This is a genomic window from Paenibacillus sp. S29 (genome assembly GCF_049319765.1).
Lineage (GTDB): Bacteria > Bacillota > Bacilli > Paenibacillales > Paenibacillaceae > Paenibacillus > Paenibacillus polymyxa_B.
The window spans coordinates 62675-78569 of the sequence record NZ_JBMOUI010000010.1; the positions used below are offsets into that span (position 1 = coordinate 62675).

Here is a 15895-nt window from a genome sequence, read left to right on the forward strand (position 1 = left end):
CGGTAAACCCGGCAGATGGACGGCTGTTATGGGAATCTGCTTCGAAAACAGAAAATCCCGTTTACATATAATAAGGGTTGTTTTGATGAGTAGACTGTCCTTGCTGGTGCATAGATTGGCCATATACTCCCGCAGATGCCGACTTTTGCTGAATGAACTGTTGGCATTCTTGTTGGGTCTTGCGAGCTTCTTGAATCTGTTTGTCCAAATCGATGCGCAGTGCTTTAGTCGGAGTGGCATACATATTGTTTTGGCTCATCAGATGATACAAATCACCTTGCAGACGCAATGTATCATTCGTAAGGTCGGTGAACATCTGACGCACAGACGGGCAATTGGATTCTGTCGTCGCCGTTGTGTACTCGCGCACCGTACGTTTCATATCAGCAAGAATGGTATAGAGCAAATCTTCTTCGGGCATAAATGACATATTGTTTTGTGAATACATTCTGTCAAACCTCCTTTATTGTAAACCCAAATTACTGCTGCGGTTGCATTGGGGCAAGCTGCTGATGCTGTTGAAGAGCATTAGAAAGCAAATTCAAGTGGTGCTCATGAGTTCTTGCCAGTTGCAAACAGGCTTGTTGGATGGCTGGGTGCTGAATAGAAGCCGCTGTCGCCGCACTTTGTTTGAGTAGTAGTTCTTCATTGGAAATGGAGTCTACGATGTACTCCAGCTCTTTACCTGACAAGGGTTGCATGTTCGTAGATTGCATAATCTCTGTGCCTCCTTGAATGTTTTGTTGCACGCTGGTTATCTTGTCCTTTTGTCGAAATACTATGTACACCTAAGAAATACTACATATTACCTTATGAGGAGTGCTATTTATATGGAATTGATAAGCGGGAATACATATTGGCCGAGTACCTTGGAGAAATTGTTGGATTTCCCGCCTTTGTCAGAGGATTTAAATTGTGATGTATTGATCATCGGTGGCGGGCTGGGTGGATCCATCTGCTCCCGACTGTTGGGAGAACGACAGGTAGACGCCGTGGTTATTGACAAACGCAAGCTAGTACATGGAAGTTCTTCGGCCAATAACGGACTGCTGCAATATAGCAATGATAAGACCTTAACTTCCTTCATCAATACGTTTGGTGAAACGAACGGTGTACTGTTTTACCGTATGTGTAAAGATGCTCTGGATCAGTTGGAAAAACTGTCTACCACGCTGGAAATTGATCCGTCTTTTACACGCCGAAGTAGCCTGTACTATGCAAGTACATCGGAGGATGTGCAGACACTTCAGGAAGAGTACAAACAGCTAACCCGGTTTGGATTTCCCGTCGAATACTGGGATGATCAACAGATTGCTGCCCGATTTCCTTTCCGAAAACCAGCAGCTTTATACACACGCGAAGATGCCGAGGTTAATCCATTTTTGTTTGCCCAAGGACTGCTGCGATCCGCCAGCCGTCTTGGTGTTCGCTTATACGAGCATACAGAAGCTGAGCATTTTGAGTTCAACGATAATGAGGTTGTTTGTCATACCAGCGGTGGGATTATCCGAGCGAAAAAAGTTATTTTTGCAACAGGTTATGAAACACAAGAGATTAAAACAGACCGCGGAGCCGTTCTGGAAAGCTCATATGCTATCGCCACCAATCCAATCGGAGATACACCCTTGTGGCATGAACAGTGTCTCATCTGGGAAACCGCTCGTCCTTATCTATACATGCGCTCCACACCGGAAGGACGCATTATTATTGGTGGTTTAGACGAACCTGTACTGGACGCCAATCAACGTGAAGTCAGGCTGCTGCACCAACAGCAAAAGCTGCTACAAACATTACGGGAATTTTTTCCGGGTATACCATTTCAGATCGACTTTGCATGGGCTGCTGTATTCGGCTCCTCTCAAGACGGTTTGCCGTATATTGGTCCACATCCGCGTTTTCCCAACTGCTACTTTTTGGAAGGTTACGGGGGAAATGGAGCAGTCACGAGTATGATGGCCGCACAACTTTTGGCTGATGAACTGACGGGCACACATCGACCTGAAATGGAGCTTTATTCTCTGACCCGTACTACCAAGCCCTCGCCCGAAACAACGGAACCGATGGTTTAACATATGGAATACAAAAAGAACCTCCTTCCCCTATAAGTGGGTCTGGAGGTCTTTTTAAATATATTTTCAGACTATTCGGTTTGCTTGTGCCAGCGTCGTGCGTGGGAATGAGACTGGCTCTGCTTCGTCTTTTGTTCCATTTTCAGCACACTTCGCATAAAAAACCATCCGAGCACTGGCATCAATGCCAGTCCAATCAACAACCAGATCATCGCCGTGGGAGCCTTGCTGATACTTAGGACACCCAAGAAAATGAGTGTTCCGGTCAATCGGCCTACCATTAAGCATAGTTCGCGTAGTACAACCAGTTCCACTCTCTGATTGGCATCTCCTTTACTCGTACCCATTAAATCAAAGCTGGCAGAAATCATGGGAATTAAATACAAGGGCATAAATAAAGCGGTGCCGATCCCCATAATCAGTAGTGTACTATACTCCATACGCCACAATAACGGTAAAAGCGCGATCACCAACAATACGGCACCCAACAGCATACCCGCCGAACGATAGTGTGGCTTGAGCCATTTTCCGACAGCCCAAAAGCTGAAAAATGAAACCGCCGATGTAATAAGTGAAAACTGCGCCAGCTTCCATTCCTGTTGAGTAGCTACATACACGAGCAGCGTAATCAGGAAGGCAAATACCCCTTCACGGATGCCCTGGGAAACAAGCGATAACGACAACGGACGCCACATACTCCCTTTTTGTGACAATCGCTGCTTGGGCTCCTTCCAATTGTAATTTCCTGTCGGCTTGCGCTTGCGAAGAAAGAAACTAAGCACCACTCCTACGACATAAAAAGCCAAGGAAATACTGAATATCACGCGGTAACCTGCGTCATCCTCCATACGGGCAATAATCCAACCGGACAGCCAAGGTCCCACTATACCGGAAAACGAGCCTAGCAGACCCACCCATCCGTTAAAATGATCACGACTTGCCTGATCCGTGACTTCGAAAAAAATCACATTAAACGCCAGCCAGAATAAACCTAATGCTGCACCCAGCAACATCCCGAGCGGCCATATGTAGTTCACAGCCTGCGGTCCCGTATATAACACGATCAGATAAAATAGGCCGGATAATGCGGTCCCCACGCGCAGGGCATTCATTTTGTTATGTTCCTTGACCCACTTTCCAGCCACCCAGACCATAATTCCCAGTGCAATTTGTTGACTGACATTAAACCAGCCGATCATCGCGTAATCCTGCCTGCTTTTCCACAAATACACGTTAAGAAATGTGCCTGACAATGCTGCTGCAAACACAAACAATCCATTCAAGCTTAATAGCAGAATGGATTGTCCGTTCAGGTTTGATTTCAATGCAGTTCCCCCTAACCGAAAAATCACCAATCAGCTTATTTCAAGCCAGCTTGTTCAAAGATTTCTTCGATTTAAGATGCCCGTATTGAGCTTGGGCCTATCCGGGGGATTGCTATTTAATTGTTGGAAATATTGCTGAGCTTCTCCAGCATCCGCAGTCGGTCATTCTCCGATAGTGTCTGCTGTACATGGAAGCAGCTAGGGCACACATAAACATTCAAGATGAACGGCAAATCCAGAACAGGCTTGCCAAGCGCTGGGGACATCGATGGTTCAAAACCTTCTCTGGTTACGGTTTGCGAACCTGCATGCAGCATGTACTCCCCACATTGAGAACATTCAAGAACCTCATCTTGTCTGTCGAGTATTTGTTCAGCACCTTGTTCATAAGCCATCAGATCCGCACCGCTTTCTTCAAATTTTTGCAAAGTATGCAGCACAGGCAACTTATGAAGCTCATTATCCTGCAACAACGGTGCATCAACCGGTTTTTCAACTACGATTTCATCCTCTGCCTCATATAAAATATCCTGCTCCTCATCATCACCGAGCTGAATACTCAATGTACGATAACCCTTTAGGTCTTCTTTTCCATGAGAGTGGGGCGCCGGGGTGACAGAAGCCACATGATCATGTTTCGTCTCTTCATGTCCATGCTCACCAGCATGTCTATGCACAGGTGGAGAAACAGACTCATCTTCATCATCGGTGATGTCAGAGTACCCTTTCAGATCATTATGGCAATAAGGACACTCTTCCTCAGGCCCTAATTCTTCATCCCAAATAATTTCCATGTTACACCATGGACAAATAGTCATTTCCAAGCTTAATCATCCTTCCGTTCCAAGCGTATACCAAGCTCTAATATACAAGATGTGTCAAGTTACACTGGCACCGATCACATAAGATAAAGATATGGAAATAATCATGGAGAACAAGCCGACAGCACGATTATCCTCTTTAATCTGTTGATCGATAGAAAATACTGGTGTCAGAAACTCAAAAAGAAAGTACGCCGCAAGAAGCAGTAAAAAGCCAACGAACGACCAAATCATCGTATCATACACACTAGATTTGGCTTCCATCGCAAAGCGGAGCACGTTGCAAATACCAAACATTTTCCCTCCCGTAGCCATGGCTACCGAAACATTGCCGCGCTTGATCTCTTCCCAGCATTTATAGCGGGTTACCAGCTCAAAACACGACAAAAATACAATTAGCTCCAGCACCGCCACCGAGAAATAACCCAGCATCATCCCCAACGGATGTGACAGCAATTCATCAATCGCCATCTTCACTTCGTCCCTCCCGTTCTACCAAGCGTTTCCGGGCAAAGCCGGCAACCCATAGCTATTCCAATTCAGCAACTGTTACGCCTGTGCCGCCTTCATTGTAATTACCGATACGGTAGCTTTTCACATGTTTATGCTTGCGGAGGTACTCCTGAATACCGGTTCTCAGGACACCTGTACCTTTGCCATGTATAATGTGTACCTGACCCAGATTGGCCAGAAACGCTTCATCCATGAAGCGGTCCACTTCCATCAAGGCTTCCTCCACGTTCGCCCCCCGAAGATCAAGTTCACTTCGTACGTTATCATCCCGTGTCCGCTTAACGCCAGTCACTGGTTTTTGAACTCTTGGAGTCGTTGTTTGGGCAGGTTGCAGTAGTTCCAGATCATCCAGACTGACTTTCATCTTCATGATCCCCAGTTGAACCACAGCTTCCTTGGTACCGGACAGTTCAACCACGTGGCCCTTTTTATTCAGACTGTGAACGGATACTTCATCGCCAGCCATGATAGAACGAGTACGCGTAGCTGTCGGGCGTTTGACGGTACTTTTCTTGCGTTGCTTCGGTTCAGCCTCATCCAGTTCTCTACGAGCTGCAATCAGCTTATGCTCCTTAACCGAGGCCCCTTCTTCCTGAGCCAATTTACGCAAATCAGTAATGATTTTCTCTGCTTCACTACGAGCCTTATCCACGAGAACTCTTGCTTCGTCCTCAGCTTTTTCCAGCATACGGTCCCGTTGGGACTCCAGCTTATCCAACTCCGTCTGATGACGGCTACGCAATGCTTCCATTTCCTTACGCAGCTGCTCCGCTTTTTCCCGTTCTTGCTCAGCTGTTAAACGGTTCTGCTCCAGTGACGCAATCATGTGCTCGACGCGCTGGTCTTCTTCCGTTACCTCACCACGGGCATAGTCTAAAATACGCCCTGGCAATCCCAATCGCTCGGCAATAGCAAATGCATTACTTCGTCCGGGAACACCGACCAGAAGGCGGTAAGTCGGGCTTAATGTAGCGACATCAAACTCCATGCTTGCATTAATAATTCCTTTACGTTCATAGGCATACGCCTTCAATTCACTATAGTGAGTCGTAGCAACCATACGGCAACCCATGGCATGTATATGCTCCAAAATGGATACAGCTAGAGCCGAACCTTCCGCGGGGTCCGTTCCTGCCCCCACTTCGTCAAGCAATACAAGACTTTTGGGCGTCATATTTTTCAGGATGCTAATGATATTGGTCATGTGACTGGAAAATGTACTCAAGTTTTGCTCAATGCTCTGCTCGTCACCAATATCGGCATAGATTGCATCAAATACACACAGCTGGCTTTCATCCTCAACAGGTACAAACAGTCCAGACATCGCCATCAAACTAAGTAGGCCGATGGTTTTCAGGGTAACGGTTTTCCCCCCTGTGTTCGGTCCGGTAACGATAATGGAGGTGTATGAATTGCCCAACTCCACATCAATGGGAACAACCTGCTCCAACGGAATTAGGGGATGTCTGCCCTTTTTCAGCTTCAAGTACCCGCGGTCATTCATTAAAGGCAAGGTTGCCTTCATTTCACGGGCGAGACGCGCTTTTGCAAAAATAAAATCAAGATTGCCCAATATGTCCACATCATACAGCAACATATCTGCTTGTTCTGCGACAAGTGCGGTCAGCTTTTGTAAAATGACTTCAATTTCACGCTCTTCTCTCAGCCTTGTTTCCCTCAGCTTATTGTTCATGGCTACAATGGATTCAGGCTCGATAAACAATGTTGCACCAGACCCGGATTGATCATGAACAATTCCGCCAAAATAAGAACGGTATTCGGCCTTAACTGGGATCACAAACCGATCTCCACGAATCGTTATCAACTGATCTTGAAGCATTTTGGATACAGTTGAGGAACGAATCATGGAATCCAGCTTTTCACGAATACGCACTTCTCCCGAGCGCAGCTCCCGACGGATTTGAGAAAGCTCTGTGCTGGCAGAATCCAGCACCTCTGCATTTTCGTCAATACAGCCTTTAATGGAGTTTTCTAAACCTCTCTGCTCCGAAAGCTGCTCACTCCAATACAGCAATGTTTCGACAGGATTTTCTTCATGCAAACTTGCCACGTATACCTGTATACGGCGTGCAGCCTGAACTGTTGTCCGAATGCCAAGCAACTCCTGCGGGCTTAACGTTCCGCCAATACGGGCACGCTTCACTGCCGGAGTGATATCCACTACTCCGTTAAATGAAGGCACTCCTTTGAGTCGATCAGCAGCATAGGCCTCATCCGTACCTTTCAGCATTTTCTTGATATGCTCCAAATCATCGCTGGGCTGTAGTTGAAGGGCTGTCTGTTGTCCCGTTGCCGTTTGAGCATAGTGACTTAGTTTATTTAGAATTTTTTGATATTCAAGGGTTTTAAAAATTTTAGAGTCCAACTTCACTACTCCTTTCACATATATCTATATTATACCGAAAGCAGCAAACTTACGCTATTTGCCAACTCTCTTTTACACATAAGAAAGCTCTTCATGCCACACACTAACCTTTGTCTAACCCTGTAAATTCAAAAAACAAAGGAGGTTATTCCGTGAGCATTCTCGGGCACATTGTACGTTTCATCGTTGCCGCTCTGGTGCTGATGGTCGTAAGCTGGATCGTTCCCGGATTTAGTGTAGGCGGCTTTTGGAGCGCGCTGATTCTTGCCATTGTCATTGCCTTGGTTGGTTACATTATCGAGGCAGTGTTCGGCCGACGCGTTTCTCCATTTGGACGCGGTATCGTAGGTTTTCTTGTGAGCGCTCTGGTGATCTGGATCGCTCAATATGTGGTGACCAATGTCAGTGTTTCCGTTCTGGGCGCATTGCTAGCTGCATTGGTTATCGGGATTATCGACCTGTTTATTCCGGTATCGACACCGTTTGAAGCCGGTCGCAAAGACGGAAAATAACTTCAATAGACACTCCCGACAAAGCTGTCCCGAAGCAGATTTCGTCTGCCAAAGGACAGCTTTGTGTCATATAACTTCTGAGTGGATACAATAAGCAAACAATCCCCGGCGATGAGCAGCCGGGGATTGCCTTACATTTTTAATCCATATCTACTGATCCTGTTCGATAAGTTCAATCCATTCATTGTACTCCGTTTGAAGCTTAGTGTATTCTTCCTGTAATTGACGTAATTCTGTAGAAATCTTCTCCGTATTTTCCCGATCTACGTCCTGTTGTACTTGTAACAGACGAAGCTGATGCGCCGCCATTTCATATTTTTGACCCACTTCGTCCAATTCAGACTGCAAGGCCATTCGTTCCTGCTCTATGGACTGCTGTTCAGCTTTCGCTGTTTTGGCAGCTTCAACCGCCAAACGAGTCTCCTCCTGAAGCTGTTCCTTTTGTTCAACGGTTACCGCTATTTCCCGTTCCCAAGATGCAAATTCTTCCTTACGGGCAGCATCTTCAGCTTCCAGACGTTCCGCTTCTGCCTTCAACTGATCGTATTTAAGTTGCCACTCTAGAGATTCTTCCTCAGCACGTTCCAGTTTACTCCGCCGTTCGTGATCTTCCTGTTGAAGCTGCTTAATATTCTGCTCCAGCTGTCCAGCTCGGCTCTTCATGCTTCCATATTGCTCCTGAAGCGATTGATACGCCTTAGCTCCCTCTTGCTCTCGGACTTTGGCTTTCTCAAGCTCATCCTGAACGCGAATCAGCTCAGGTGAAAGCTCCTTGATTCTCGCTTCGAGTTGAACTAGCCGTTGCTGTTGTGAAGCAAATTTATCATTAATAGCTTCGAGCTCAGCCTCTGCGTGCTGTAATTGCTCCTGTATCGCTTCCTTCTGTTCACGTGCTTCCAGCAGGGAGAGCTCCAGCTCATCAACTGCCAACTGGCGTTCTTCTGCGAGTTTCTTCCATGACTTCTCGCTTTCAGCTAGCGTAGCCAGCTCACTTTGCAGTTTGCGAGAAGATACGTGAGCTTGCTCCAGCAGCTTCTGCATCCGCCGCTGTTCTTCCTCCAGCTTAGCCGTCTGCTGCTGCGTAGCCTTGGCTTCAGCCGCTAATTGATCATATCGGCTTTGCAGTTCTTCACGCGCAAGCGTATCTGCCTGCTCTCGCTCTATCGCAGCCTGTCGCTGTGTTTCCAGCACAGACTCCAGCTCGGACTGTTGTTGCTTCAGTACTCTTGCTTGTTCTTGAGCCTCTCCCAGACGAGAAACAAGCTCTGTACTGCCTGCTTGTACTTGTTCTAATTGTTCCTGAAGCTCCTCAACCCGAATCTCCTGCTCCAGTGCAGCTTCATCAGCTCGCTTCTGAGCTTCCTGATGCTGGAGCTTTTCTTCATTCAACGCCAATTCAGCCTGTTTACGTTCCTGCTCCAGCTGCTCATTCAGCCCTGAGCACTTGGTCTGCCATTCGCTTACCTTCTTACTATGCTCTTGCTGCAAAGCAGATCGCAGCTTGTCCAGTTCTGTACGCTTTTGCTCCTGATGAGTCTTCTCTGCAGCTGACAGCTTGGCTTCAGCCTGTTTAGTCGCTTCAGCTACTTCCTTCTTCATCTGCTCTTCTATTTGTCGGATACGGGCATTAGCCGCCTCCTGCTGCTCTTTCAGCTTGCGAGAAGCTTCTTGACGAGACTCCTCCAATTCACGTTTAGCTTGTTTTTGTCCATTTTCAAGTTCAGTCGCTTTTTTCTCCTGCTGTTCCAGCTTTGCCTTCAATTGGGCAATCTCTTTGGCTGATACAGATTCGGTTTCCATCAGCTTCTTCTGCGTTGCTTCCTTTTCTTCCTTTAGTTGAATAAAAGATTGATGCAGATCTGTATTTTTTTGCTGCTGTTCTCCTAGTGCTGTCTGGAGTTGCGCCAGATCTCCCCGGAGTTCTGCTCGTTCCGCTGCTAAGCGGTTCATATGACTCTGAATTTCCTGGATTTGTACAGCTTCTTCTGCCATATGAACCGCAGCCAGCACGGCAATTCGGGGCATATCCAGACGCGAATGAGCTTGAGAAATGCTGTGCATGCGCTCATCCACGTAATTGGCAACCTGCTTCATATAATCGGTATTGCTGCCGACGAGTTTATAAGAAGTACCGTAGATCTCTACAGTGACGCGAGTACGATCTGGTGTAGTCACAATTATGCCCTCCTTCAATACTACTGTATGTTGATTCTAAGGTGTGTCCGGTACTATGGTAACCCGCCTTCCGTGAAGCGTTCAACCTTATTAGTCCGGCTTCCCCGCAGCGGGTAAATATCAGAGTAAGAGAGCTTCTATGATGATAGGCCAAAAAGCCGTATCGAACCTCTGTCACTAAGATTCGATACGGCTTCCCGCATTTCCTGCTACTTTCTCAATTCCGCTCCAAAAGTTTGTTCCAGAGACGTAACGACAGGAGTATGCGCCGCATTGATCTCTTCATCCGTCAACGTATGTTCCCAATGACGATAGGTCAGAGAGATAGCTACGCTCTTCTTATCTTCACCAAGCTTACTGCCTGTAAATACATCAAACACTCGTGCATCCTGCAACAGCTCTCCGCCTGCAGCGTGAATAACACGAAGCAGTTCACCTGCCTCGACGTCTTTATTTACCACGAGGGCAATGTCACGTTCCACGGATGGGAAGCGAGCCAGCTCTCTGAACTGAATATGAGAGTTGGCGTGTTCAACGACCTGTTGCAACGCAATTTCCGCTACATACGTATCATTCAGCCCATAAGATTGTTGAAGCTCCGGATGAATCTGCCCAATGGTACCGATCCGTTGAGAGTTTCCATTCACATCCAGCCATACCGAAGCAGAACGGCCCGGGTGATAGCTTTGTGGTTGGTCAGCCACATAACGAATGCTGGCACTCAATCCGAAATAGTCAAACACCGTTTCAAGCGCGCCTTTAATATCAAAGAAATCAACCTTTTCAGCACCAATATTCCATTGTTTTTCACGGCGTACCCCAGTCAGCAGTAGACTAAGCACTTGAATTTCCTGCGGCTGACGGGTTAATGTTTGTTCCTCTGTATAAAATACTGTTCCCATCTCAAAAATCGCCAGATTGTCTTGCTTGCGATTCATGTTGTACACCGCTGTATCTAGCATCTGTGGAATGATACTCGTACGCAAAACACTACGGTCTTCGCTCATAGGCATAGCCAAACGTACCGGATGGCTACCTTCTGTCAGGGCATTAAATAACCCTGTACTTTGCGGATGTACAAAAGAGTAGCTGATCGTCTCCTGCCAACCACCATGAGCCAGCAATCTGCGCAGGGAGCGGCGCAATGATTGCGATGCTGTCAAAGCTCCCGGAGTTGTAGGACCTTCAATCGGCGTGGTCGGGATATTGTCGTAACCATACAGACGAGCTACCTCTTCGATTAAGTCCACGTCAATGGTAATATCTCCACGGCGTGTAGGAACTTGAACTTCCAGTACACCTTGCTCTGCGTCGCCACATCCGAAATGAAGTCTACCGAAAATCGTTTTCACCTCAAGCAGCGACAGTTCGGTTCCCAAATATCGGTTTATTTTATCTAGCGACAGCTTGATAATGCGGTTTTCAGCTTTTGCAGACGCTGATTCTACGATGCCCTGGTGTACAGCGCCTCCCGCATAACGCTGAATCAGCGCAGCTGCACGATTCACAGCAGGCACAACAGCGCCTGGATCAACCTCTTTTTCAAAACGCAGACTTGCTTCTGAACGCAGTCCAAGTTGACGGGATGTTTTGCGAACTGTACCGCCGTCAAACTTGGCAGATTCCAGCGCAATGCTGACCGTCGCATCCGTAACCTCGGAATTGGCTCCACCCATCACGCCTGCCAATGCAATGGGTTTCACACCGTCTGTAATCAGCAGCATATGCGGCTCCAACTTACGCTCCTGATCGTCAAGTGTAACCAATGTTTCGCCTGCACGAGCGAGTCGAACTTCAATATTTCCATTTTCCAGCTTATCCGCATCAAAAGCATGCAACGGCTGACCGTATTCCAGCATAACGTAGTTCGTAATATCTACGATGTTGTTGATCGGACGAACACCTGCCGCCATCAGACGGTTTTGAATCCATAACGGGGAAGCCCCCACTTTTACACCTGTGATATAACGGGCCGCATAGTGCGTACACAGTTCAGGAGTATCTACCTTCACGGACAGATGATCTGCCGCTGCATCGCTAATTTCAACCAGATCCTTAGCCGGGTCAGCCAGGGAAATGTCACGTCCCAGAATCGCACTCACTTCATATGCTGCTCCGTGCATGCTCAGGCAATCCGAACGGTTGGGTGTCAGATCAAAATCCAGCACCTGATCATCCAGCGCCAGCAGCTTCGTAATTGGCATACCAATTTCAGCATCCTCAGGCAGCACCAAAATACCTTCTTGCAATTCCTTTGGAAGCAGCTTGTCATTCATGCCCAGTTCTTTGGCCGAGCAGATCATGCCCATGGATACAACACCACGTAGCTTGGCCTTTTTAATGTGGAAATCTCCCGGCAACTTTGCACCTACAACTGCAACAGGAACCTTTTGACCTGCATCCACGTTTTTAGCACCACACACGATTTGCAGATCTTCCTCTTGACCTGCATCGACAATACATACATTCAGCTTATCAGCATCTGGATGCTTTTCCTTGCTTTTAACATAGCCGACAACGACACCAGTAATCCCTTGATTGCGCTGCTCGACCTCATCAATTTCTATGCCCGAACGGGTGATTTTCTCTGCTAGATCCTCCGCGCTTACCTGATCCAGCGATACATAATCGGACAGCCACTCGAATGATACTTTCATATGGGTTCACTTCCCTTGATATAGTTGTTTATTGACGCGCAAACTGTTTCAGGAACGACAGGTCACTGTTATAAAAATGACGAATATCGTCGATACCGTATTTCAATATAGCAATCCGCTCTACACCCATACCGAATGCAAAGCCGCTGTACACCTCGGGATCAAAACCTCCCATCTCCAACACTTTCGGATGGACCATGCCACAGCCTAAAATTTCAATCCATACACGTTCGCCATTTTTCTTCACAAAAGTCACGTCTACTTCAGCGCTCGGCTCTGTGAACGGAAAGAAGCTTGGGCGCAAACGGATTTCGGTCGATTCTCCGAACATTTCGCGTGCAAATTGAAGTAAGGTTCCTTTCAAATCACTCATACGAATGTCTTTTCCAATGACAAGCCCTTCAATTTGGTGGAATTGAAAAGAATGCGTTGCATCGTCATCATCACGTCGGAAAACCGTACCCGGACAGATAACCTTAATAGGCGTTTCGCCCTTCATCGCTTCCATTGCACGAATCTGAACCGGTGACGTATGGGTACGCATCAACAGATCCTCGGTCAGGTAAAATGAATCCTGCATATCCCGTGCTGGGTGATTTTTAGGCAGGTTCAATGCTTCGAAGTTATAATAATCCGTCTCTGCCTGTGGACCTTCAGCCACTCGATAGCCCATACCTGTAAAAATATCCTCGATTTGCTCAATCACTTTGTTGAGCGGGTGCAGTCCACCTTGCGGCAACGCGCGTCCAGGCAGCGTAACGTCGATCTTTTCCGCTTGCAAACGCTCAATTGTTTCTGCTTTCGTGAACTCGTCCTGCTTACGGTTAACGACTTCTTCAATCGCCTCGCGCACCTCATTGGCTACCTGTCCAACAACTGGACGCTCTTCCGCGCTCAGCTTGCCCATACCGCGCAAGATTTCAGTCAATGCGCCCTTTTTCCCCGAATATTTGACCCGTAAATCAGCCAGCTCCTTGGGTGTTGCAACCTTCTCCAATACTTCCAGTGCTTCTTCCTTCAAGGCCAGCAAATGTTCCTTCATTTGGATGGTTTCGCTCATCGCCTGTTCAGTCCCCTTTCTTCATTTCCAGCTTTTCAGACAACAAAAAAAGGTCTTTTCTCCCGGTAAGGGACGAAAAGACCGTGGTACCACCCTCGTTAGACAATAAGCTCAGCTCACCCAGCATTCTGCCTTACGGCAACTAGTTACAGGTGATTTTCATGCTATGCATCATCGTCTCGCTCTACACGTTGTAACGGTCGTGAACCGGTATCCCCTACTTGCACATTCGCCATTCACATGGCGTCTGAGGTTCAAGGAACTGCTCCGGAGCGAACTTCAACAGCCCAGTATTTGCAGAAACGCTCTCAATCCTACGGCGCTTCCTCCCTGTTCAATCGGACACTGTCTACTCTTCTCCATCAAGACATTTTCAAAAATTCGAACTATTGTTCATTATTATATGCAAACTACCGCGCTTTGGCAAGCAGGGCATACGTTTCATTTCTTTAGATATCGAGATCATCCAACCGCTCCAGATTTGCACGAATGCGCCTGATTTCGCTCAACAACTTCTCGTTTTCGTCATTCGTGCCCGTCATTCCCATCAACTCTGTAAGACGCAATTGTAATCGAAGCCGTTCCTCACGCCGCTCCTGGTCTTCTGGCTCCCGTTGACGGCTCCGCTCATCTTCTTGCTTTTCGTCGGCTGTCCCCTCATAAATTTCATATCCGCCCTCCGGCTTCATATCGAGTAATCGAGTTGCCGTGCACCTCACCAGCTCCCGATCATGTGAGACGAGCACCAGTGCTCCATCATAGTTACGCAAAGAATCCTCTACAATTTCACGGGTTTCAATGTCAAAATAATTCGTGGGTTCATCCAGCACCAGCAGATTGGCTCCACTAAAGTACAGACGCAGAAAAGCTACCCTGCATTTTTCTCCCATACTGAGTGTCCCGATCCTTTTAAATACGTCCTCTTTCGCAAAAAGAAAACAGCCCAACACCGTTCTTGCTTCTGTTTGAGTCATTGTCGGGAGTGCAAGCAGACTGTCCAGCAACGTTTGATCCTCCGGAAGCTGCTCCAGCTCCTGTGAAAAATATCCGATGTTCAACTGTGGGTTGGTTGTGATTTTTCCTGTCTGTGGCTCCAGTTGACCTGTTAATAACCGAAGCAGCGTGGTTTTACCAATTCCATTGGGCCCGCGAACAGCCAGTCGCTCTCCACGTGCAACGATCAGATTTAGATTTTTCACAATGACACGGTCGTTGTAGCTAAAGTCAACCTGCTCAGCACGCAGCAAATATTTTGCCTGAAACCCGCTGTCACTTAATTTCATGTGCAAAGACGCAGCCTCACGCGGTTGCTCTACTCTATTGGCCTCCAGTCGCTCCAGTTCCTTCTCCTTCGCATGATAACGGGAAATATTTTTTTTAGCTTTGGCCTTATAAAAGCTCTGCGTGACGGCCATCTCAACCTTGGATGCGCCACGATGTGCCTGATGAAACCATTCCCTGTAATTTCGAATCGTTTCCTCCAGCGCCTGTTTCGCGAGTTCCTGCTTCCGATAGCTGGCTTCCTGCTCTCGCAGCTCTCGCTCCTTTTGCGCTTTATATTCCTTATAGCCGCCTTTATAGCGCCCAATACCCGTCGAAGTGAGCTCAACTATACTCGTAGCCACCCGATCCAAAAAGGCTCTGTCATGCGATACAAACAGCAGTGTTCCCGGATACGTGGACAGCCACTGCTCCAGCCAAAGCAAGCTTTCGGCATCCAAATGATTGGTCGGCTCATCCAGCACCAGCAGCTTCGGCTGCCTGACCATGAGTCCGGCTAATCGCACTCTCGTCTTCTGTCCGCCACTCAGGTCACCATAAGCAATGGACCACGTCTGAACAGGCATTCCCATTCGAGTGAGCGCCTTTTCCACCTCAGACTCCCAGGCAAAGCCTTGCAGGCGTTCGTATTCATCCATCAGTTCGCCGTAACGCTCCAGATGATGCTCCATATCCTCCCCAGCATCGGCTAGGTCAGCTTCCAGCTGTCCCAACGCTCGCTTGAGACGCCAATGTCGAGGGCTGGCCTGCTGTGCGGCCTCCAGTGCGGTTCGAGACCAATCCACCGTATCCTGCTGCTTCAGCCAGCCCCGCTCTTCCAGTGGCAAATCATGCTCTACTTGACCAGAGGTTGGCGCTTCATCTCCCAGCAATATTCGCAATAGCGTCGTTTTACCTGCTCCATTTCTTCCAAACAGTGCAAGCCGTTCTCCTTCCATCACATCCAACGACACATTCTCAAATAAAGATGTCCCGTTCCAATCCTTTACTACATTGCGAATACGCAAAATCGTTCTCATACCGATCATCCTTTCCCAGTCCGGTTTTTTGACCCCGGAAGCAATAAAAAAAGCCGCAGAAGGCTGCGGCTTGCATA

The 15895-nt window shown here is 47.7% G+C and carries 12 protein-coding genes; 2 read left to right on the forward strand and 10 right to left on the reverse strand.

Annotated elements, in window-relative coordinates:
- Positions 1–61: 61 nt before the first annotated feature.
- Both ACL9RM_RS17410 and ACL9RM_RS17415 read right to left on the reverse strand, forming a co-directional pair.
- Positions 62–448, reverse strand: a complete 387-nt coding sequence (locus ACL9RM_RS17410; RefSeq protein WP_029516490.1) for a spore coat protein — start codon at positions 446–448, stop codon at positions 62–64.
- A gap of 31 nt (positions 449–479) precedes the next feature.
- Positions 480–716 (reverse strand): hypothetical protein, encoded by a 237-nt coding sequence (locus ACL9RM_RS17415; protein WP_061829136.1) that lies wholly within the window; start codon positions 714–716, stop codon positions 480–482.
- Between the two features lie 114 nt (positions 717–830).
- Here ACL9RM_RS17415 and ACL9RM_RS17420 point away from each other — a divergent pair, with 114 nt between their 5' ends.
- Entirely contained in the window at positions 831–2069 is a 1239-nt protein-coding gene (locus ACL9RM_RS17420; protein WP_250267875.1) for an NAD(P)/FAD-dependent oxidoreductase, read from the forward strand.
- Between the two features lie 71 nt (positions 2070–2140).
- On the opposite strand, the gene ACL9RM_RS17425 is transcribed toward ACL9RM_RS17420, so the two are convergent.
- The 4 genes from ACL9RM_RS17425 to ACL9RM_RS17440 all read right to left on the reverse strand — a co-directional run bounded on the left by ACL9RM_RS17425 (position 2141) and on the right by ACL9RM_RS17440 (position 7114).
- Complete coding sequence (locus ACL9RM_RS17425; protein WP_250267874.1) at positions 2141–3394, reverse strand: MFS transporter; 1254 nt, start codon at positions 3392–3394, stop codon at positions 2141–2143.
- A 116-nt stretch (positions 3395–3510) separates the two neighbouring features.
- Positions 3511–4218: a hypothetical protein gene (locus ACL9RM_RS17430; protein WP_250267873.1), complete on the reverse strand. Its 708-nt coding sequence runs from the start codon at positions 4216–4218 to the stop codon at positions 3511–3513.
- A 54-nt stretch (positions 4219–4272) separates the two neighbouring features.
- On the reverse strand, positions 4273–4686 hold the full coding sequence (locus ACL9RM_RS17435; protein ID WP_013309402.1) for a DUF350 domain-containing protein: 414 nt from the start codon (positions 4684–4686) through the stop codon (positions 4273–4275).
- A 58-nt stretch (positions 4687–4744) separates the two neighbouring features.
- Complete coding sequence (locus ACL9RM_RS17440) at positions 4745–7114, reverse strand: endonuclease MutS2 (RefSeq protein WP_250267872.1); 2370 nt, start codon at positions 7112–7114, stop codon at positions 4745–4747.
- Between the two features lie 152 nt (positions 7115–7266).
- Between ACL9RM_RS17440 and ACL9RM_RS17445 the strand changes: the two genes are divergently transcribed.
- Positions 7267–7626 (forward strand): phage holin family protein, encoded by a 360-nt coding sequence (locus ACL9RM_RS17445; RefSeq protein WP_023987773.1) that lies wholly within the window; start codon positions 7267–7269, stop codon positions 7624–7626.
- Positions 7627–7776: 150 nt separating this feature from the next.
- Here ACL9RM_RS17445 and zapA read toward each other — a convergent pair whose 3' ends face one another.
- The 4 genes from zapA to abc-f form a co-directional block, all read right to left on the reverse strand.
- Positions 7777–9801 (reverse strand): cell division protein ZapA, encoded by a 2025-nt coding sequence (gene zapA / locus ACL9RM_RS17450; protein ID WP_250267871.1) that lies wholly within the window; start codon positions 9799–9801, stop codon positions 7777–7779.
- Positions 9802–10010: 209 nt separating this feature from the next.
- Positions 10011–12458 carry a phenylalanine--tRNA ligase subunit beta gene (gene pheT / locus ACL9RM_RS17455; RefSeq protein WP_250267870.1) on the reverse strand — a complete coding sequence of 816 codons (2448 nt, stop codon included), beginning with the start codon at positions 12456–12458 and terminating at the stop codon, positions 10011–10013.
- Positions 12459–12486: 28 nt separating this feature from the next.
- Entirely contained in the window at positions 12487–13518 is a 1032-nt protein-coding gene (gene pheS, locus ACL9RM_RS17460) for a phenylalanine--tRNA ligase subunit alpha (RefSeq protein WP_323873148.1), read from the reverse strand.
- A gap of 449 nt (positions 13519–13967) precedes the next feature.
- Entirely contained in the window at positions 13968–15818 is a 1851-nt protein-coding gene (gene abc-f, locus ACL9RM_RS17465) for a ribosomal protection-like ABC-F family protein (protein WP_414126431.1), read from the reverse strand.
- Between the last annotated feature and the right edge of the window lie 77 nt (positions 15819–15895).